Consider the following 21018-nt stretch of genomic DNA (forward strand, 5'->3'; position numbering starts at 1 on the left):
GGAACGATATCCATGATTATTGGAGTGCCAAAGGAAATCAAAAATAACGAAAACCGCGTCGCCATTACGCCGGCTGGCGTTTTGTCATTCGTTCAGGCAGGACATACGGTGCTCATTGAGAAAGAGGCGGGGGTTGGAAGCGGTTTCAGCGACAGCGATTACGCCCGTGCCGGAGCACAAATCATCGAGCGGACGGAGGATGTTTGGGCGCAAGCCGATATGGTGATGAAAGTGAAAGAGCCGCTGCCAAGCGAATACGGTTACTTCCGCCCAGGTCTCATTTTGTTCACCTATTTGCATTTGGCCGCCGACCCAGAGTTGACGCGCGCGTTAAAAGAGAGCGGCGTCATTGCCATCGCCTATGAGACAGTGCAAGTAGGCCGCACGCTGCCGTTGCTCACGCCGATGAGCGAAGTCGCCGGACGGATGGCGGCGCAAATCGGAGCGCAATTTTTAGAAAAGCCGTACGGCGGCAAAGGCATTTTGCTTGGCGGCGTCCCAGGCGTCGCCCGCGGCAAAGTGACGATCATCGGCGGCGGGGTCGTCGGCACGAATGCGGCGAAAGTCGCCGTCGGCCTTGGCGCGGATGTCACGATCATCGACTTGAACGCCGACCGCCTGCGCGAACTCGATGATATTTTCGGCAACCAAATTACGACGCTCATGTCCAACCCGATGAACATCGCCGAAGCGGTCGCAGAGGCCGACCTTGTCATCGGCGCTGTCCTCATCCCAGGGGCGCGGGCGCCGAAGCTCGTCACGGAGGATATGGTAAAAGCGATGAAACCGGGTTCGGTCATCGTCGATGTCGCCATCGACCAAGGGGGCATTGTCGAGACGAGCGACCACGTCACGACACACGACGACCCGACGTACGTCAAACACGGCGTCGTCCATTATGCGGTCGCCAATATGCCGGGGGCTGTTCCGCGCACCTCGACGATCGCCTTGACGAACGTCACGATCCCGTACGCCTTGCAAATCGCCAACAAAGGCGTCATCCAAGCCATCACCGACAGCCCGGCGCTTGAGCTTGGTGTCAACGTCGCCAACGGCGAAATCACATACGAAGCCGTCGCCCGCGACCTCGGCTACCGCTACGTCCCGGCCCGCGAAGCGCTCGGCAAAACGTTGGCCGCCAACTAACCGTGATGGACACAGCCGGCAATACGCACTGCCGGCCGCCTGTTGATCATTGTCCATTCTCATCATAGATCTCGCCCGCCTACAGCGGGCGGCTTTTTTTGTATCCGTTTCGTTATGCAAAATCATTTTCGTTCGGCGAAGCGGGCATTGTATAATAAAAGATAGAAAGCTGGAAAGAAGGTGGTTTCATGAACTTTCCGGAAAAACAAGCGGTGTCGCTTGAAGAATTTTACCGCATGCGGGAAACAACCGATCGCATTTTAGAATACATTGATGGCATCGTGTTGATGTCTCCCTACCCTTCGACCCACCATCAACGCATATCGGGGCGGCTGCACGTCAAACTATTCCATTTTTTAGAAAAAAAGCCGTGCGAAGTGTTTCATGCCCCTTTTGATATCGAACTGAAGAGTGAACGGATCGAAGGCAAGAAAATCGTCGTTCCTGATTTAACCGTGATTTGTGATCCAAGCGGATTAACAGATACAAAATTTGTCGGCGTTCCAACGTTGATCATTGAAATTTTAAGTCCTTCCAACCAAGCGTATGATCTCGTGTTCAAATTGAATTTGTATATGCAATACGGGGTCCGTGAATATTGGATCGTGAATCCGATGCACCGTGTTGTGCAAATCTACTCGCTTAATGACGACGGACAATATGAACAAGCCGGCGTCTGGAAAGAAACCGGCATGGCCTGTTCGCGCGCGCTTGACGGCTTTTCTGTTGATGTAGAACCACTATTTCGTCCTTGAGGGCGACTTCATGATATAATCTTGTGGAACAAAGGAGTGATGACGATGACGATGCCAAAAGCATTAACGATCGCCGGGTCGGACAGCAGCGGCGGCGCCGGACTGCAGGCGGATTTGAAAACGTTCCAAGAGCTTGGCGTCTACGGAATGACAGCAATCACGACGATCGTCGCCATGGATCCGCACAACCGGTGGGCGCACCAAGTGTTCCCCGTCGACCTCGCAACGATCGAAGCCCAGCTAGAGACGATCATCGTCGGCGTCGGGATTGATGCCTTAAAAACAGGAATGCTTCCGACAACGGACATCATTGAGCTAGCGGCGCGGACGATCGAAAAACATGGGTTGAAAAATGCGGTCGTCGATCCAGTTATGGTTTGCAAAGGGGCCGATGAGCCGCTTCATCCGGAAAATACGGTGTGCTACCGCGAAACGCTCGTGCCAAAAGCGACGGTTGTGACGCCGAACTTGTTTGAAGCGGCGCAACTGGCCGGCCTGCCGCGCATTGAGACGATCGAAGATATGAAAGAAGCGGCTGGGCGCATCCATGAGCTTGGCGCCCAATACGTCATCGTCAAAGGCGGGCGGAAAATTCCGCACGACTATGCGGTCGACGTCCTTTACGACGGGAAAACGTTTGAGCTGCTCGAGTCGGAGTGGATTGAAACGACGTATACGCACGGAGCGGGCTGCACGTTCTCGGCCGCCATCGCCGCCGAGCTGGCCAAAGGGCGTCCGGTGAAAGACGCCATTGCGACCGCGAAGGCGTTCATCACCGCGGCGATCCGCCATTCGTTCCCATTAAACGAATATGTCGGCCCGACGCATCACGGGGCGTATCGCCTCTATGGAGAAAAATAGGCAAGGCCTCAGCCTTGTCTTTTTCCGCAGCTCCCCTCCTTGGAATTAGGAAGAGAGCGAGGCCTGCGCATACCGAAAAAGCAAATGCCTCCAAACGATTTTCATGGTGCTCAAATAGATGCCATATAGAAATAGAAAGGAAGGTTGCCGCCATTGCGCGTCTCGGCTGTCCAATATCATCTTCACACCATCCGTTCGTTCGATGAATTTGCGGCGCAAGTGACGCATTACGTCAAAACGGCGCAAGAGTTTGACGCCGAGTTTGTGTTGTTTCCGGAGTTTTTCACAACCCAGCTGCTTTCAATTCCGCTTGACGACGAACGGCAAACGGCGATTGATGACTTGCCGAATTATACCGAAAAATACACCGAGCTGTTTGTATCGCTCGCCAAAGACACCGGCATGTATTTGATCGGCGGCACGCATGTCATCCGCCAAAACGGCAAGCTGTACAATGCCGCCCACTTGTTTACACCAGACGGAACGATCCACCGCCAGGCGAAGCTGCATATCACCCCGACCGAGGTTAACGAGTGGAACATCGCCCCGGGCGACGGGCTTCATGTCTTCGAAACGGACAAGGCGACGATCGCCATTTTGACGTGCTATGACATCGAGTTCCCGGAAATCGTCCGCCTGGCGCGCGCCAAAGGGGCGGACGTCATCTTCTGTCCGTCGTGCACCGACGACCGACACGGGTTTTACCGCGTAAGGTATTGCTGCCACGCGCGGGCGATCGAGAACGAAGTGTATGTCGTCGCGACCGGCACCGTCGGTTCGCTCCCGACGGTCGACTTTATGCGCGCCAACTTCGGCCAAGCGGCCGTCATCACGCCAAACGACATCCCGTTCCCGCAAGGCGGCGTGCTTGCGTCGGGCGAGATCAACAACGACATGGTCATTACCGCTGACCTCGACTTGTCGCTTCTTCGCAAAGTGCGGGAAAAAGGATCGGTCGCGACATGGCGCGACCGGCGCATCGACTTGTACCCGGACTGGGACACCATGGCGTAACATCGGCGGTCCTCTGCTCTAACCCCGAGCGGAGGGCCGCCGCGCCGCGGCATGTCCGCGGCCAAACCGAAACAGCGCGGCATCGCGGCGCGTGTTGGCATCCGGACCAGAGCGGGGCGCGACACCTCTTTGCCCCGGCTTAAAGTTGATAATTGCGGCACCGCAACACCTCTATCGCCCGGCCGAAGCGGCAAGGCGGCACGGTGGTCCGCAACAACGTCTATACTTGAGGACAAAATGCCGATCATGGCGACAGGGTGTCCCCGCCGAGGGACACCCTGTTCATTTCGCTTATGACAGCGACTTCTTAAACTGATCAAACTGTTCCGCCACTTTTCCTTCCGGCGCTTTTGTCAACAGGCTCACGACGACAATAGCGGCGAGGCTCGCGGCGAAGCCTGGAATCATTTCATACAGCAGCTCTTTCAAATACTCCGACTGCGTCCAAAGAATGACCGTTACCGCCCCGGCGACCATACCGGCGAGCGCCCCCCATTTCGTCATCCGCCGCCAGCATAAGCTAAGCAAAATGACTGGGCCAAACGATGCGCCGAATCCAGCCCAGGCGTACCCGACCAAGTTTAAAATCGTGTCGTTTTTCGTGTACGCCAGCGCTGTCGCGACAATGGCGACTAACAGCACCGACAGGCGCCCGACGAAGACAAGTTCTTTGTCCGAAGCAGAGCGGCGGAACACGACTTTATACAAGTCTTCGGTCAGCGAGCTCGAGGTGACGAGCAGCTGCGACGAAATCGTACTCATAATGGCCGCTAAAATCGCCGCCAGCAAAAACCCGGTAATAATCGGATGGAATAAAATGTGCCCGAGCTTAATAAATACCGTTTCCGGGTCATCCAACTTCATGCCGCGCTGTGAAAAGTAAGCGATTCCAAAAAGCCCCGTCAACATCGCTCCGACAACGGAGAAAATCATCCAACCCATGCCGATGCGACGGGCGCTTTTCATTTCTTTGACCGACTTGATCGCCATAAAGCGGACGATAATGTGCGGCTGGCCGAAATAGCCGAGCCCCCAAGCGAATAACGAAATAATGCCAAGAACACTTGCTCCCTTCCATAAATCCAGCAAATTCGGGTCAATGTCATGAATCGTCTTGATCGTATCCACTGGCCCTCCTGTATGGAACAGCGTCACCACCGGCACCAGAATCAACGCAATGAACATAATCGTCCCTTGCACAAAGTCCGTCCAACTGACAGCCAAAAAGCCGCCAAACAGCGTATAGGCGATCACAACGCCGCCAACGATCCACAAACCTGTATGGTAGCTGACGCCAAACGAGTTTTCAAACAGCACGCCGCCCGAAACAAGGCCGGACGATACATAAAACGTGAAAAAGACCATAATGACAATGCCGGACACCATCCGCAACAACTTCGACGCATCGCCGAAACGGTTTTCCAAAAACTCGGGAATGGTAATCGAATCGTTCGCCACTTCCGTATAGACGCGCAAGCGCGGCGCAACGAACAGCCAGTTTGCATAAGCGCCAAGCGTCAAGCCGATGACGATCCATGCGGCGCTCACTCCATCGATATACATCGCCCCCGGCAACCCCATGAGCAGCCAGCCGCTCATGTCGGAAGCCCCGGCGCTAAGCGCGGTCACGGCCGGTCCGAGCGTCCGGCCGCCAAGCATATAATCGGACAAATTCGACGTCCGTTTATACGCCCAATAGCCAATCCAAAGCATGCCAACTAAGTAGACAATGACAGAAAATAAAACCATGTCATGCTCCCCTTCCTTTGTTGTCTTGTCACCTGACACTATTATCATAACGGAGCAAATAATATTTATACAATAGTATTTATTTTTTTCCAAATCCGATAAAATAAAAGAATTGAAAATAAAGATGTACAACACACCCCCTTTCTGATATAATATTTAGTAAATTCAGAATGATCAATAACCGAAACTCCCTTTCATAAACATTATTTCATAAAAATTCAATGCCCTTTTCTTTATCAGGATCAATCCATTGATAAAATAAACATTTTCCTATTAAGGAGTGGGTGCCAAAATGTTCAAACCATTATTTTTATAAAATCTATTGCATAACCAAAAAAATATTGATAGTATGATAATCGTTCATCGACAATGATTTCAAAGGGGGATTTTCACATGCTTAAAATGAAGAAAGGTTTATTCGTGGCTGTTGTTGCTGCATTGCTGATGGCGCTCGCTGCCTGCGGCGGCAAGTCAACGGAAACAAGCTCGTCATCGAGCGGCGGCGGGGAAGCAAAGAAAAAAATCGTCGTCGGAACAGATGCGGCGTTTGCTCCGTTCGAATATATGAATAAAGGAAAAATTGTCGGCTTCGACGTCGATCTTCTCGATGCTATTATGAAAGAAGCCGGTCTTGACTACGAATTGCGAAACATCGGCTGGGATCCGCTGTTTGCCGCATTGCAAAGCAAAGAAATCGACATGGGCATCTCAGGCATTACGATTAATGATGAACGCAAGCAAACATACGACTTTTCCATTCCTTATTTTGAATCCACTCATATGATCATGGTTAAAGAAGGAAGCCCGATTCAAAATGCGCTTGACCTAAAAGGGAAAACAGTGGGTGTACAAAACGGCACCACAGGGCAAGAAGCTGTAGAGAAATTGCTTGGGAAAGAGAATAAAAATATCAAAAAGTTTGAAAACACGGTCGTCGCCATTATGGATTTGCTCAACGGCGGTGTTGATGCAGTTGTCACAGACAACGCGGTAGCCAATGAGTACGTGAAAAACAACCCAGACAAAAAGATCAAAGCGATTGCTGACCCGAAAAACTTCCAATCTGAGTTTTATGGTCTCATGTTCCCGAAAGGAAGCGAGTTGAAACCAAAAATCGACGAGGCATTGAAAAAAGTGATCGACAGCGGTAAATACGCAGAAATTTACAAAAAATGGTTTGGTACTGAACCGAATATCGAAAGCTTGAAACAAGCCCAATAACAATGAAAATACACGAAATTGAAAAAGGCGTAACTGGCCATAAGTTACGCCTTTTTCATAAGAAAGGTGAGAACCGATGGATTTCCGTTTCGATATCATTATAGAATATGCCCCGTTTTTCCTGCGTGGATTGTTGCTGACCATTGGTGTTTCGATCGCCGCCATTATTGCGGGTTTAATTCTCGGCTTGATCATCGGCCTTGGCAAAATGTCAACCAACCGTCTCATCCGGTTGCCGTTTGCATGGTACATTAACTTTTTCCGCGGCACGCCGCTTGTCGTGCAAATTTTACTCGTTCACTTCGGTGTCATGCCAATCTTTTTCGCCCAGCCAAGCGCAACCGTTTCACTGATCGTATCGCTTTCGCTCAATTCGGCCGCCTATGTGGCGGAAATTTTCCGCGCCGGCATCCAGTCCATCGACAAAGGACAAATGGAAGCGGCCCGCTCGCTCGGCATGACACACGCGCAGGCGATGCGCTACATTATTTTGCCGCAGGCGCTGAAGCGGATGATTCCGCCGTTTGCAAATGAATTTATTGTCCTGATCAAGGATTCTTCGCTTGGACTGGTCATCGCTGCCCCGGAACTGATGTATTGGGGAAGAGCGGCACAGGGGCAATATTACCGCGTCTGGGAGCCGTATTTGACAGTCGCGTTTATTTATTTGTTGCTGACCCTCTCCCTCAGCAAACTCTTACACTATCTTGAAAGGAAGTATTCGACCCAATGATCGACGTACGCCAGTTGAAAAAATCGTTTGGATCGCTTGAAGTGCTGAAAGGGATCAATGTCCATATTCGCGAAGGGGAAGTGGTCGTTGTCATCGGGCCGTCCGGCTCGGGGAAATCGACGTTTTTGCGTTGCTTAAACTTGCTTGAAGATTTCGATGAAGGTGAAATTGTCATTGACGGCATCAACTTAAAAGCGAAAGACACGAACTTAAACAAAGTGCGTGAAGAAGTGGGCATGGTGTTCCAGCGCTTTAACTTGTTTCCGCATATGACGGTGCTGAACAATATCACGCTGGCACCGATGAAAGTGCGCAAATGGCCGCGTGAAAAAGCGGAAACGAAGGCGATGGAGCTGCTCGCCAAAGTCGGGCTGAAAGACAAAGCGCATGCCTACCCGGATTCCCTCTCCGGCGGACAGGCGCAACGCGTTGCCATCGCCCGGGCGCTCGCCATGGAACCAAAAATCATGTTGTTTGACGAGCCGACATCCGCCCTTGACCCGGAAATGGTCGGCGAAGTGCTGTCGGTGATGAAGCAGCTGGCCAATGAAGGGATGACGATGGTTGTCGTCACCCATGAAATGGGCTTTGCCCGCGAAGTCGGCGACCGCGTCCTGTTTATGGACGGCGGCTACATTATCGAAGAAGGCAAGCCGGAAGATTTGTTCGACCGCCCGCAGCACGAGCGGACGAAAGCGTTTTTGTCAAAAGTATTATAAAAAGCGCCTTGCCTTGAACCGGCAAGGCGCTTTTTCCTCCTAGGCAAAAATCCGCTGGTTACGGTTATGAGTTAAACCGGCTGCCCGAAATGGCGCCATCTGGCCTTTCCCGTCCATCTAGTCCTAAACAGACCCGACCAAAGCTCTGCAGTCCATCCGTCCCCAAACACCGACGCTCTATCATTATGAAAAAAGCCGGCCTGCCATGAGGCCAGCTCCACGCTACAACACAAACTGCATCACCCAAATCGAACCAGCGACAACGACAACGGCGATAAAGAAGCTGTACGCCATGTTGAATGTTTGAATGCGGCCGCTGTCGCTTTCGTTGACATGCATGAACATAAACAGCTGCAAGCTTGCTTGCATCACCGCAAACACGACAATGATGACAATGACCGCTTTGAGCGGCAGCCCGGATGAGAGCGCCACCCAAAGGGCAGCAAACGTCAAGACGAGCGACAACAAAAACCCGATGATATGTTCCCACGGAAATGATTCGTGATGGCCGTTCGCCCCCATGTTAAATCACCATCCCTAACAAATAGACGAGCGTGAAGATGAAAATCCAAACGACGTCTAAAAAGTGCCAATATAGGCTGACGATAAACACTTTCCGCGCTGTTTTCGGCGTAAAGCCGCCCTGTAGGAGCTGGATGATGATCAAAATCATCCAGCCAATTCCTAAACTGACGTGGGCGCCGTGCGTGCCGACGAGCACGAAAAAGCTTGATAAAAACGCGCTCGTCTGCATCGTCGCTCCTTCATGGACGTAATGGATGAACTCGCGAATTTCAAACGTAATAAACCCGGCGCCAAGCAAAAGCGTCACAAGCAGCCAAGCGATGAGCCCGCTCATGCGGCCGCGGCGCATTTCAAAAATGGCCAGCCCGCACGTAAAACTGCTCGTTAAAAGCAACAGCGTTTCAATCAGAACGTCTTTTACCTCAAACAGCTCGCCTGCCGTCGGCCCCAAGCCGGTCCGTTGGAACAAGACGAGATACGTTGCAAATAGCGTCGCAAACAACGCGACTTCCGCCCCGAGGAAAATCCAAAAGCCCAATATGTTCAACCGACTCTCTTGTGTCCGATACTCCAGCGGCAGCGTTTCATCATAGCGATGTGCAGCTTCTCCCATTCGTTACGCCCCCTTTCGCGCCGCCTGCTCCATTCGTTTAATCTCATCAACCGGAATATAGTAGCCATCATCGTCTTCAAACGAGCGGAGAATCAACCCAAGCACAATGAACAACGCGCCGACAATGGCCAACGCAAACCATTTGAACACGAGGCCGAATCCGGCGACGAAAAACGCGACCGACATCCAAAACGGGCGTCCCGAGTTGCTTGGCATATGGATCGGCTTCAAATCTTCCTCTTTCACGTGGAAGCCGCCGTATTTTTTCTTCATCACCCAATACGCATCCACATCTTCGACGATCGGCGTCACCGGGAAGTTGTAATGCACCGGCGGCGACGCCGTCGCCCACTCGAGCGTCCGCCCGTTCCACGGGTCGCCGGTCATGTCGCGCTCGCCGTAGCGGGCGCTGTAGTAAATGTTATAGCAAAGCACAATGAACCCGATGCCCATCAAGGCCGCCCCAACCGTCGCAACAACGTTCAGCGGCGTCCAGCCGAGACCAGCCGAGTACGTGTACATGCGGCGCGTCATTCCCATCAGCCCGAGGAAATACATCGGGAAGAAGCAGACGTTAAAACCGATCATAAACAGCCAAAACGTCCATTTGCCGAGCCGCTCGTTTAAAATATGACCAAACATTTTCGGATACCAGTAATGCAAGCCGGCAAAGCAAGCGAACACCGTACCCGCGATCAAAACGTAATGGAAGTGGGCGATGAGAAAATAACTGTTATGGTATTGATAATCGGCCGCCGCCATCGCCAGCATCACGCCTGTCACGCCGCCGATGACAAAATTGGGGATGAACGCCAGCGACCAAAGCATCGCCGTTGTAAAACGAATTTTCCCTTTTCGGATCGTAAACAGCCAGTTGAAAATTTTCACCCCGGTCGGGATCGCGATCGCCATCGTCGTGATCGAGAAGGCGGAGTTCACTGCCGGCCCCGCACCCATCGTAAAGAAGTGGTGCACCCAAACGATAAAGCTTAGGAAAGCAATACCGACGATCGAACCGACCATGGCCTTATAACCGAACAAACGTTTTTGGGCAAACGTGCTGACAACCTCCGAGAAAATGCCGAACGAAGGCAAAATGACGATATACACTTCCGGGTGACCCCAAATCCAGAACAAGTTCGCCCACAACATCGACATGCCGCCATTGGCCATCGTGAAAAATTGCGTGCCAAATACGCGGTCGAACGTCATTAATGCCAAGGCGACGGTCAATACCGGAAACGCAAAAATAATGAGCACGCACGTAATGAGAATCGTCCACGTAAACATCGGCATGCGCATCAATGTCATGCCCGGCGCGCGCATTTTTAAAATTGTCACAAGGAAGTTGATCCCGGTCATCAACGTCCCGATCCCGGAAATTTGCAAGGCAACGGCATAGTAGTTGTTGCCGACGCCATGGCTGAATTCGTTGCCAGCGAGCGGGAAGTACGCCGTCCAACCGGCATCCGGCGATCCGCCGATGACGAATGAAATGTTAAACAGCAACGCACCGAAGAAAAAGAGCCAAAAGCTTAACGCATTCAAATATGGAAACGCGACGTCGCGCGCCCCGATTTGCAGCGGAACGACGATGTTCATCAATCCGATGATGAACGGCATCGCCATAAATAAGATCATAATCGTCCCGTGCGTCGTGAAAATTTCATTGTAATGTTGCGCGTCAAGAAACTTCATGTTCGGCGCGGTCAGCTGCGCCCGCATCAAAAGCGCGTCGACGCCGCCGCGGAAGAGCATCAAAACGGCGCAAATAATGTACATGACGCCGATCTTTTTATGATCCACCGTCGTGAGCCATTCGTTCCACAGCCATTTCCATTTTTTAAAATATGTCAACACAAACACAATGCCGACCATTGTCAAGACGATGGCGACATCGGCCGCATAAATGAGCGGCTCGCCCGTAACAAAAAACTCACTCCATTTCATCTTTCACTCCCCCTTTCCTATTCGCCATGGTGATGGCTCTCTGTCATCGCTTCATCACTTTGATTCTTGTTTTTCATTGAATGGTCATTCCCATGATGGCTGTTCTGTTTTGCGTGGTCAATCCATTCTAAGTGGGTGTTCGAAAACGTCATCCGCCCAACAAGCCCCGGTTTTAAAATTTGTGTATATTTTTTCTCATCGAGCTTCGGGGCGGTTTGTTTCACTTCATTCACCCATTTGCGGAAGTCATCTCCCGTTTGCGCGACGACCTCAAACTCCATATGGGCGAACTTTTCCCCGGAAAAGTTGGCGCTTCGCCCCATGTAGGAACCCGGCTTGTCGGCTTGCAAAATCAACTCTGTCTCCATGCCGTCCATCGCATATTTTTGCCCGCCTAATTCCGGCACCCAAAACGAGTTCATCGGCCCGACCGAAGTCAGCTTAAACTTAACCGGCACACCGGCCGGAATATGGACGTAGTTGACCGTTTCAATGTTTTCTTCCGGATAGCTGAAAATCCATTTCCAGTTCGCCGCCGTCACATGAATCGTAATCGGTTCAACTTTCTCAGTCGGCGGCTTTTCCAACGCAAACGTCGCCTTCACTGTCGGAACAGCGAGCGCCGCGACGATCAAAATCGGAATGGCCGTCCAGACAACTTCAAGCAGCGTGTTCCCTTCCTCATCCGGCGGCTCATAGCCGGCATTTTCCGGCTTCTCGCGATAACGAATGAGAAAAACGGCAAATAACGTAAATACAACAACAATAATGAACAACATAAAGCCGACCGACCACATGATCAAATCATACTGCATGCGCGCCACCGGCCCTTGCGGATTGAGCACAGCGGTGCGCTCCACGCAGCCCCCAAGCAAAAACAAAAACGGCAAAACCAGCACCGCGCGCCATCTCGCCCGTTTCATCGCTATCGGTCCCCCCTCTTCCGCCCCAGCCATTTCGGGGCCTTCCATGCATTTTTCTTTGTTTCTACCATATCAAAATTGAAAATGTTTGAAACGAACGAGCGAAAAAGTTCATAAATCGGCAAAACATTTGTCACAAACTGTTCAATCATTGTTCAACAAATCGCCACTTGTTTTCCTCGTTTAGGGAAATATTGATGGGAAAGGGGATTCACGCAAATATATTCCATCAATGAAAAGAGCCGGATTCCTTATTGAAAGGAACCCGGCTGTCCTCCGTTGTTTTGTATTGTATATCCTTGTTGTTCCAATTGTTTGCGGATTCGTGGATTTAACGTTTGCCACATCCACTGTTCATACAACACCTTTTTCTCCCCGGACGATAAATAGTAGCGCTCCCCTGCCTGGCGGCGCGCCCGCTCGGTGACATCATAGAGCGCCAACGCGGCGGCGACGGAAATGTTAAAGCTTTGCACAAAGCCGTACATCGGAATGACAAACGTTCCGTCCGCCAAGCGGAGCGCCTCTTCCGACACGCCGCTATGCTCATTGCCAAACAACAGCGCTGTCGGTTGGGACAGATCGAGGTCGGAAACCGGAATCGTCCTCTCACCGAGATAGCTTGCATACACTTGATACCCTTGCTGTTTCAAGTCGGCAATGGCCGTTTTGATATCTGGCTTATGGTGGAGCGTCAGCCACTGATCGGCATAGCGCGTCACAAGCCGGTTCGGCGAAAACGGCGCCTTTCCCGTCACGATATGAACGTCTTGAACGCCAAACGCTTCAGCCGTCCGCAACACCGCCGCTTGGTTATGCGGGTCATCGACCGCGTCGATCAAGACGGTAATATAGCGGGTGCGCTCATTCAAAACCTCATACATCCGCCGAAGCCGCCTTGGCAAAATCATTTCCCAAACCGGACGCGTCGATTCGGTGATCAGCCCTTCTTGCCGCAGCTGTTCCAAAAATGATGTCGCTTCCCGTTCTTCCACAACGCATCCCCCTTTCCAAACCTAGCGTATTCTGTGTTTCCCATTGTACAAAATGGCAGGATGCCAAAGCAATTTGTACATTTTTAAATACTATTCAGATTATTATTTATATAATAATTTGAAAACATTGCTCATTTACAATTTCTTTATATATAAGTTAGTATTATAATGTAAGCGCTTCAAAAATACTTTTTCAAAAAATATTATTTATTATTAAAAGGAGGAAAAACAATGGAGCAAAAACAGCCGCAATTGCATCGGGGATTGGAAGAACGGCACATCTCGCTCATGTCGCTCGGCGCGGCGATCGGCGTCGGCTTATTCCTCGGTTCGGCGTCCGCGATTGAAATGGCCGGGCCCGCGATTTTGCTCGGCTATGCAGTCAGCGGCGCCATTATGTTTTTCATCATGCGCGCGCTGGGTGAAATGGCAGTCGAACACCCGGTTGCCGGTTCGTTCAGCCGCTATGCTTATCAATATTTAGGTCCGCTCGCTGGCTACTTGACCGGCTGGAATTATTGGTTTTTATGGGTGGTCACATGCATCGCTGAAATTACGGCTGTCGGCATTTACATGCAATTTTGGTTCCCGGACACGCCTCGCTGGGTGTGGGCGCTTGCCGCGCTGGTGCTCATGACGTTCATCAACTTTCTCGCGGTGAAAGCGTACGGGGAGTTTGAATTTTGGTTTGCGTTAATCAAAATCGTGACGATCGTCGCCATGATCATCATCGGCCTTGGCATGATCCTCTTTGGCATCGGCAACGGCGGCGTCGCCACCGGCATCCACAATCTTTGGAAGCACGGCGGCTTCTTCCCGCACGGGATCAGCGGCGTTTTGATGTCGCTGCAAATGGTCATGTTCGCCTATTTGGGCATTGAGATGATCGGCGTAACGGCCGGGGAAGTGAAAAATCCGCAAAAGTCGTTGACGAAAGCGATTAACAGCGTCTTTTGGCGCATTTTGATCTTCTACGTTGGGGCACTGTTTGTCATCATGTCCATTTATCCTTGGAACGAAATTGGCGAAAAGGGAAGCCCGTTCGTGCTGACGTTTGAAAAAATCGGGATTCACGCCGCGGCTGGCATCATCAACTTTGTCGTCTTGACCGCCGCCTTGTCGTCGTGCAACAGCGGCATTTTCAGCACCAGCCGGATGCTGTTTAACCTTGCTGAACAGCAAGAAGCGCCGAGCGCATTCGGCCGGCTGACAAAGCGCGGCATTCCGGGCTCGGCCTTGATCGCCACTGCGCTTGTCATGCTTGTCGGCGTCTATTTGAACTACGTATCGGAAAAAGTGTTCCAATGGGTGACAAGCATCGCCACATTCGGCGCCATTTGGACGTGGGCGGTAATTTTGCTGTCCCAGCTGAAATTCCGCAAAAAGTTGAGCGCGGAACAAGTAAAACGTCTCACGTTCAAACTTCCGCTTTATCCGTACAGCTCATACGTGTCGCTTGCCTTTTTGATCGGTGTTGCCGCCCTAATGGCGTATTTCCCAGATACGCGCATCGCCTTGATCATCGGCCCAGCTTGGCTGCTGCTTTTGACGGCAGTATACTTCGCCAAAGGAATGCATCGCCGTCAACACGGCCAAGCGGAGAAAAAACAAGCCGGATGACAGGCATGACAAAAAGAGGGAGGTGTCCCAAAACAATCGGGACACCTTTTCTCATTACCGTATGCATAGGGAGACGGTGATTTAACGGGAAATGCCGCTCTTCAGCGACGTTTCTCAAATGGAGAAACCTCACAAAATCCGGCCCTTCATTTTCACAAAGAATCACTGATTGGAGAAGAACAGTGATTTTTTCACCAGCCTTATAGAACAATCGCTAAGAACAATATGTTATGTTTTGTTGAAGAAAAACAGCCTTTTGGGCCAGCCCCTTTTCTCAATTCATTTTAATCCTCGTCCGCTATGTAGGCTTGACGCGGATGGTTCGGTTGATCCGGGTATTTTAAGCGGATTTTCCCTTCATCCAACAACTTTCCTAAATAATTGTTGCGCAACCCATCCGGCGTCCGTTCGAGCAGCTCTGCCAGCTCTTTCAGACGCAGCGGCCGCTCGCGGCATAACCGAACGATCAATTGTTCCATGACCGCTGGAGCCAACCGTTTTTTTCGCCGTGCTAATTCCGCCATCTTCCATAGCCGTTCGTCGATCGTTTCTCCTTTTTCGTTGCTGTCGTGCATACGGATGTCGTTGTTTACGGAGCTAAGCAAACTATTTACGAACCCCAACTCTTTATTTATAGAGTCGGGAGTTCTATTTACGGAGTCAAAGTCGTTTTTTACGGAGTTCGGTCCGCTGTTTACGGAGTTTTTCGTTATATTCACGGAGTTTTCTCCGTTATTAACGGGGTTGGTGTCTGTATTTACGGAGCTTAGTTCGTTAGTTACGAAGCTCTCGGTTTCCTGTCGGTTGTCCGAACCCATCTCTTCAAGTTCCGTCTGTTGCAGCCGTTCATCCAGTTCTGTTTCGATTGTCTCGCTAGTGTCAGCTGGAAATCGCAATGGGCACAACACAACGATTGTACGGTCCGGATTCGTTTGTTGCGAGATATCGACCGGACAGACAAGCGCCTGTTCTTGCATATCGAGCATTCGCTTGAGGCCCGATCCCGCGCGTTTGCATACGTCAATCAGCAAAAACATTTTAAAAATATTCGGGTTGCGCAAATTGCTCGTATGCCCCGCCATTGCCGCTTCAATCGGGATGCGAAACCGTCCCGGGTTGGCAAAGCGAAATGAACGATCCTCTTTTTCGACGGTGATGCCGCCTTCCTCCCCATAATCGGCATGAACGATGGCATTAGCAAGCGCCTCGCCAAGCAGAGCGCGCCCTTCATCCGACCAAACGTGACGCTCCAGCTCAGCCAACACGCGAAAATAAAAATCGTAAATGTTGCCCGACCATGTGCCGTCCTGCGACGTGAATCGCTTCGTCCATCCTGCCGCTTCACCATCAGCGTGCTCTCGATATTCCAAAAAGTATTGCGGCAGCACCTCGGTGATGATCCGCTCCTCACTGAACATCAACAATCCCGCGAGCGTCAGCCCTTCTTTGCTGCTGTCGCGCAGCTTGCCCCACGCGCCGATTTTGTACAAAAATTCTTTTGTCTCAAGCCCGTTCCACGGATGACCCGGCTTCACTCGAGCGAACCGCTCGCGGTAATGGCTGACGGTCTCAAAATTGAGCTCGCTCAAGCTGTAGTGCTCCAAAATGAGGTTGTCTGCCATCGCGTCGGCGCGTTCATGAAATGAATTTGTATATTTATTCACTCCTGATCTTCCTTTGACATTATTTTCGCAAAACAGTTTTATGCTCTTTTTTTCTATTGTATCATCTTTCGCTCTTCTTGCGGGCGGTTGTCAAAAAAGAAAACAGTTGTGGATATGTGGAATAGTTCGCCCGATAACAAGGAAAACTACAGAAGACAATTGACAGCCAAGGAGGTGTAGTGATGTCGTCCCTTCCTCCCATCGTGGAACCGTACTGGCGCGATTCTGTCCCACTTCCGTCGTTTCCGAAGCTCGATGCGGACATTTCCGTCGACGTCGCGGTCATCGGCGGCGGCATTTCCGGCATTACAACCGCTTATTTGCTGGCGACGCAAGGGGCGCGCGTCGCCCTTCTGGAAGCCGACCGGCTCCTGAACGGCACGACCGGCCATACGACAGCGAAAATCACCGCCCAGCACGATCTCGTCTATGATGAATTTCTGAACCATTTCGGTGCAGAAAAGGCGCGGCTCTATTATGACGCCTGCGTGGACGCACTCCAGTTTATCCGCCGCACGATCGAAGAACAACAAATAGACTGCGACTTTTGCGAGCAAGATGCCTATATTTATACGACGTCTTCCTCCTATTTCCAAAAAATAGTGAAAGAATGGGAAGCGTACGAACGGCTCGGTATTGACGGCGCCTTCGTTGAGTCGATCCCGCTCCCGCTACCGGTGGCAGCAGCGGTTGTGATGAAGCGGCAGGCACAGTTCCACCCGCTCAAATATTTGGTCAAGCTCGTCGATTCGATCACACAAGCTGGCAGCGCCATTTACGAACACACGCCGGCGGCGGACATCGAGCAAGGAAGACGATTAGCGGTCACAACACGCGACAAAAAACGGGTTGAGTGTGACTATGTCGCCGTCTGCTCCCATTTTCCGTTTTACGACGGCGGGTTTTACTTTTCGCGCATGTACGCTGAACGGTCGTACGTATTGGGAGTGACGATCGCTGAACCGTACCCGGGCGGCATGTATTTAAGCGCTGACGAGCCGAAACGCTCAGTCCGCTTCGCAGCGGCAGGCGGCGAGACGCTCATCTTGATCGGCGGCGAAAATCATAAAACCGGCCAAGGCGTGCCGACGATGCGTCATTACGAGGCGCTGTCCTCGTTCGCTTCGCAGCTGTTTACGGTGAACGATATCCGTTACCGTTGGTCGGCCCAAGATTTGACGACGCTGGACAAAGTGCCGTACATCGGCCCGATGACGGCAGGGACGCCAAACATTTATGTCGCGACAGGGTACCGGAAGTGGGGGATGACGAACGGGACGGTCGCCGGGATGCTTTTGTCTGACCTCATCCTCGGCCGCGACAACCGATACCGCGACTTGTACTCGCCATCGCGCTTTTACGCCGATCCGAGCATTAAACAGTTTTTCACGACAAACCTCGATGTCGTCAAACATTTATTGTCCGGGAAAATGGAACCGGCCGTTCGGCGGCCGCAAGATTTGGCGCGCGGCGAAGGGGCGGTTGTCTCGGTCAACGGGAAACGGGCCGGCGCCTATAAGAACGAAGCCGGGATGCTCCATGTCGTCGACACGACGTGCACCCATATGGGCTGCGAGCTGGAGTGGAACAGCGGCGACCGGACATGGGACTGCCCATGTCATGGCTCGCGCTTCTCGATCAATGGCGATGTGATCGAAGGACCGGCGAAACAGCCGCTCGCGCGCATTGAACTTGATGACGCGACGTGACGCGCTGACGCAGGACGGCGGCGCGTGAAGAACACCATCGCAGTCGGCATGTCGACCTTGAGTTCCAATGGGGGTTGGGAGCGTATGTTCCTAACCCCCTTATCGTTTTCATTTGCCGATGGCGCATTTCGTGATAAGATGAAAATTAGAGTGGACTGCATGTTGTATGATGTTTTCGGGAGGGATGACGCATGGACCTTGAACCGATTTTTCTCACCCCTGTCTTTCAAGAGCGCATTTGGGGCGGCACGAAGCTGGCCGAACGATTCGGCTATGACATTCCGTCTTCGCAAACAGGGGAATGCTGGGCGGTGTCCGCCCATCCGCACGGGCAGACGGTCGTCGCCCGCGGACCGTTTGCCGGAATGACGCTCGGGCAATTATGGGAGGAACGCCGCGACTTGTTCGGCCATTTTGCATCTGACCGCTTCCCGCTGTTGACCAAAATTTTAGACGCCAACGCCGACTTGTCGGTCCAAGTCCACCCGGACGATGAATACGCGAAAATGCATGAAGGCGGAGAATTCGGCAAAACGGAATGCTGGTACATCATCGACTGCAAGCCGGACGCTAAGCTCATTTACGGCCATTATGCAGAAACGAAAGGAGAGCTACGCGCGATGATGGAGGCGGGGGAATGGGATCGTTTGCTGCGGAAAGTGCCGATCCGCCAAGGCGACTTCTTCTATGTCCCGAGCGGCACGATCCACGCCCTTTGCGAAGGGACGCTCGTCCTTGAGACGCAGCAAAGCTCGGATACAACCTACCGCGTCTACGATTACGACCGCGTCGACAGCCAAGGGCGGAAGCGCGAGCTTCATCTCGAGAAAGCGATTGACGTCACGACCGTTCCGCATCGCGACATCGATGTCCGCCCCCATGTCGCCGAATTTCCCGGCGCGACGGTGACGACCTTCGTGGAAGGAGACTACTTCGGCGTCCAAAAATGGGATGTCCATGACGTGTTCGCGTCAGAACAGACGAAACCGTTTCTCATCGTCAGCATCCTAAAAGGCGAAGGTGAGCTCGTTCATGACGGGCGAACATACGCGATCCGCCAAGGCGACCACTTTATTTTGCCGCACCAATTTGGCCGGTTCACGATCCGCGGGATGCTTGAGGCGATGGCCTCATGGCCGCGGGCAGGCAAATAAACGGCTGACTGCCTCAACCAATGGGTTGCAACATACAAAAAAAGTGTCCCCAAAGGCAAGAGGACACCTTTTTCTATTGTCCACCCGAGAAGGGGACGGCTGAACAGAACATGCCGTTCAACAATAGGATTTCACCCATGAAGAAATCTCATCATCTTCCCCGCTTAGGAGGAAGATGTCCCTTTCATCTGACCGAGACGATACACAGAAGCAATATGCCGCGCCGTTTGTGTCACATAATGTTCTGCCTGCTCCAACGCTTTTTCAAGCGGCACGACGCCGGGCACGATCGTAAACAACGCGTCGATGCCATGATCCAACACGACGGCGCTGTCGTCGCCCAACGACCCGGCGATGCCGATGACGGGGACGCCGAACTGTTTCGCCGTCTTGGCGACGCCGATCGGCGTTTTGCCGAACACCGTCTGTCCATCGATCCGCCCTTCGCCGGTGATGACCAAGTCAGCGTCTTTGACGCGCTCCGCGAGCTGAACCGTCTCGATCACAATCTCCACGCCGCGCTTCAGCTCGGCCGGGAGAAACGCGAGCAGCCCCGCCCCCAAACCGCCGGCCGCGCCAGCGCCGGGAATGTCGCCGACTTGTTTGCCGAGCTCGCGGCGGATAATATCAGCGTAATGCGCTAAATTCTGGTCGAGGACCGCGACCATGTCCGGCGTCGCTCCTTTTTGCGGGCCAAAAATGGCGGACGCTCCTTTCGGTCCGGTGAGCGGGTTGTCGACGTCACACGCGACGTCAATTCGGACTGACGCAAGGCGTGGATCGAGTTCAGAAAGATCAATGGTATGCAAATCGGCCAGCGCCCCGCCGCCCGGGCCGATGTCGCGGCCGTCACGGTCCAACAGCCGCGCTCCGAGCGCTTGCACCATGCCGGCCCCGCCGTCGTTTGTCGCGCTGCCGCCAATGCCGACAATCAAATGAGTGGCGCCGGCGTCAAGCGCTGCTCGAATCAGCTCGCCTGTCCCCCGCGTCGTCGTCACCAACGGATTGCGCCTGTCGCGCGGGACAAGGTGCAGCCCCGAAGCGGCCGCCATCTCAATCACCGCTGTTTTCCCGTCACCAAGCAAACCGAAAAACGCCCGCACTGGCTCACCGAGCGGTCCGGTCACTTCCGTTTCGACGATGCGGCCGCCGGTCGCGTCAACGAGCGACCGCACCGTTCCTTCCCCGCCGTCAGCCATAGGCACTTTGATGTATTCTGCATCCGGAAACACCGCCCGAAATCCACGCTCGACCGCCTCGGCGACTTCGAGCGCAGAAAGGCTTTCTTTAAACGAATCAGGGGCAATGACGATTTTCATTCTTTTTCCCTCCTCTTTTGTCTCCATCCAAACACTGGCAACCAAAAGTCATCGGGAACGGCCGCCTTGGCATAAACGATGTAGCACCCTTCAACTATAATGTTGTTCGCCAACCGAAGCGCTGCTTCCTTTGTGCGCAAACAAGCCGGCCAACATGCTAATGCCACGAGCAAGCCATGGCTGCCCGTAGCCGTCATGAGCGGGAAAAGAGAAGCGCCAAACACCTCAGCCGCCGCAATCGCGCTAGCTATACTGGAAGAACCACCCATGCTTTATCTGCTTCCCTTTTCATTCAGCAAAACAAGCACGATCCAGCTGTATTGTTCACTAAAGAATCGGCATCGATTT

19 protein-coding genes are annotated in these 21018 nt (G+C 52.6%); 10 read left to right on the forward strand and 9 right to left on the reverse strand.

Going from position 1 to position 21018, the window contains the following annotated elements; translation table 11 throughout:
• Window positions 1–12 precede the first annotated feature (12 nt).
• The 4 genes from ald to LG52_RS17305 all read left to right on the forward strand — a co-directional run bounded on the left by ald (window position 13) and on the right by LG52_RS17305 (window position 3776).
• Window positions 13–1146 (forward strand): alanine dehydrogenase, encoded by a 1134-nt coding sequence (ald, locus tag LG52_RS17290; RefSeq protein ID WP_044732893.1) that lies wholly within the window; start codon window positions 13–15, stop codon window positions 1144–1146.
• Between the two features lie 188 nt (window positions 1147–1334).
• Window positions 1335–1901, forward strand: coding sequence for a Uma2 family endonuclease (locus tag LG52_RS17295; protein WP_044732894.1), 567 nt, complete (start codon window positions 1335–1337; stop codon window positions 1899–1901).
• A 45-nt stretch (window positions 1902–1946) separates the two neighbouring features.
• Entirely contained in the window at window positions 1947–2762 is an 816-nt protein-coding gene (gene pdxK, locus LG52_RS17300) for a pyridoxine/pyridoxal/pyridoxamine kinase (RefSeq protein ID WP_044732895.1), read from the forward strand.
• A 153-nt stretch (window positions 2763–2915) separates the two neighbouring features.
• Entirely contained in the window at window positions 2916–3776 is an 861-nt protein-coding gene (locus LG52_RS17305; RefSeq protein WP_044732896.1) for a carbon-nitrogen hydrolase family protein, read from the forward strand.
• Between the two features lie 291 nt (window positions 3777–4067).
• Here LG52_RS17305 and putP read toward each other — a convergent pair whose 3' ends face one another.
• Window positions 4068–5525, reverse strand: coding sequence for a sodium/proline symporter PutP (gene putP, locus LG52_RS17310; RefSeq protein WP_044732897.1), 1458 nt, complete (start codon window positions 5523–5525; stop codon window positions 4068–4070).
• Window positions 5526–5918: 393 nt separating this feature from the next.
• On the opposite strand from putP, the gene LG52_RS17315 reads away from it, so the two are divergent.
• The 3 genes from LG52_RS17315 to LG52_RS17325 all read left to right on the forward strand — a co-directional run bounded on the left by LG52_RS17315 (window position 5919) and on the right by LG52_RS17325 (window position 8198).
• Complete coding sequence (locus LG52_RS17315) at window positions 5919–6746, forward strand: basic amino acid ABC transporter substrate-binding protein (protein ID WP_044732898.1); 828 nt, start codon at window positions 5919–5921, stop codon at window positions 6744–6746.
• Window positions 6747–6822: 76 nt separating this feature from the next.
• Complete coding sequence (locus LG52_RS17320; RefSeq protein ID WP_023633306.1) at window positions 6823–7479, forward strand: amino acid ABC transporter permease; 657 nt, start codon at window positions 6823–6825, stop codon at window positions 7477–7479.
• Complete coding sequence (locus tag LG52_RS17325) at window positions 7476–8198, forward strand: amino acid ABC transporter ATP-binding protein (RefSeq protein ID WP_044732899.1); 723 nt, start codon at window positions 7476–7478, stop codon at window positions 8196–8198. The genes LG52_RS17320 and LG52_RS17325 overlap by 4 nt, the downstream gene beginning before the upstream one ends.
• A 222-nt stretch (window positions 8199–8420) precedes the next feature.
• On the opposite strand, the gene qoxD is transcribed toward LG52_RS17325, so the two are convergent.
• The 5 genes from qoxD to LG52_RS17350 all read right to left on the reverse strand — a co-directional run bounded on the left by qoxD (window position 8421) and on the right by LG52_RS17350 (window position 13204).
• Entirely contained in the window at window positions 8421–8720 is a 300-nt protein-coding gene (gene qoxD, locus LG52_RS17330) for a cytochrome aa3 quinol oxidase subunit IV (protein WP_044732900.1), read from the reverse strand.
• Between the two features lies 1 nt (window position 8721).
• Window positions 8722–9336 carry a cytochrome aa3 quinol oxidase subunit III gene (gene qoxC / locus LG52_RS17335; protein WP_044732901.1) on the reverse strand — a complete coding sequence of 205 codons (615 nt, stop codon included), beginning with the start codon at window positions 9334–9336 and terminating at the stop codon, window positions 8722–8724.
• A 3-nt stretch (window positions 9337–9339) separates the two neighbouring features.
• Window positions 9340–11286, reverse strand: coding sequence for a cytochrome aa3 quinol oxidase subunit I (gene qoxB / locus LG52_RS17340; protein WP_044732902.1), 1947 nt, complete (start codon window positions 11284–11286; stop codon window positions 9340–9342).
• 17 nt (window positions 11287–11303) lie between these two features.
• Window positions 11304–12209 carry a cytochrome aa3 quinol oxidase subunit II gene (gene qoxA / locus LG52_RS17345; RefSeq protein WP_082055808.1) on the reverse strand — a complete coding sequence of 302 codons (906 nt, stop codon included), beginning with the start codon at window positions 12207–12209 and terminating at the stop codon, window positions 11304–11306.
• 251 nt (window positions 12210–12460) lie between these two features.
• A complete protein-coding gene (locus tag LG52_RS17350; RefSeq protein ID WP_044732903.1) occupies window positions 12461–13204 on the reverse strand; it encodes a TrmH family RNA methyltransferase in 744 nt (247 codons plus the stop codon).
• Between the two features lie 231 nt (window positions 13205–13435).
• On the opposite strand from LG52_RS17350, the gene LG52_RS17355 reads away from it, so the two are divergent.
• On the forward strand, window positions 13436–14824 hold the full coding sequence (locus LG52_RS17355) for an amino acid permease (RefSeq protein ID WP_044732904.1): 1389 nt from the start codon (window positions 13436–13438) through the stop codon (window positions 14822–14824).
• Between the two features lie 284 nt (window positions 14825–15108).
• On the opposite strand, the gene LG52_RS17360 is transcribed toward LG52_RS17355, so the two are convergent.
• The gene (locus LG52_RS17360) at window positions 15109–16488 is read right to left on the reverse strand and encodes an ATP-binding protein (protein ID WP_044732905.1); all 1380 of its coding nucleotides are present in this window, start codon (window positions 16486–16488) and stop codon (window positions 15109–15111) included.
• 182 nt (window positions 16489–16670) lie between these two features.
• Between LG52_RS17360 and LG52_RS17365 the strand changes: the two genes are divergently transcribed.
• Both LG52_RS17365 and manA read left to right on the forward strand, forming a co-directional pair.
• Entirely contained in the window at window positions 16671–18197 is a 1527-nt protein-coding gene (locus LG52_RS17365) for an FAD-dependent oxidoreductase (RefSeq protein ID WP_044732906.1), read from the forward strand.
• Between the two features lie 191 nt (window positions 18198–18388).
• Complete coding sequence (gene manA / locus LG52_RS17370; RefSeq protein WP_044732907.1) at window positions 18389–19351, forward strand: mannose-6-phosphate isomerase, class I; 963 nt, start codon at window positions 18389–18391, stop codon at window positions 19349–19351.
• Window positions 19352–19515: 164 nt separating this feature from the next.
• Here manA and LG52_RS17375 read toward each other — a convergent pair whose 3' ends face one another.
• A complete protein-coding gene (locus tag LG52_RS17375; RefSeq protein ID WP_044732908.1) occupies window positions 19516–20670 on the reverse strand; it encodes a glycerate kinase in 1155 nt (384 codons plus the stop codon).
• Window positions 20667–20939, reverse strand: a complete 273-nt coding sequence (locus LG52_RS17380; protein WP_044732909.1) for a hypothetical protein — start codon at window positions 20937–20939, stop codon at window positions 20667–20669. The genes LG52_RS17375 and LG52_RS17380 overlap by 4 nt, the downstream gene beginning before the upstream one ends.
• Between the last annotated feature and the right edge of the window lie 79 nt (window positions 20940–21018).

Source organism: Geobacillus kaustophilus (assembly GCF_000948285.1).
Classification (GTDB): Bacteria; Bacillota; Bacilli; order Bacillales; family Anoxybacillaceae; genus Geobacillus; species Geobacillus thermoleovorans_A.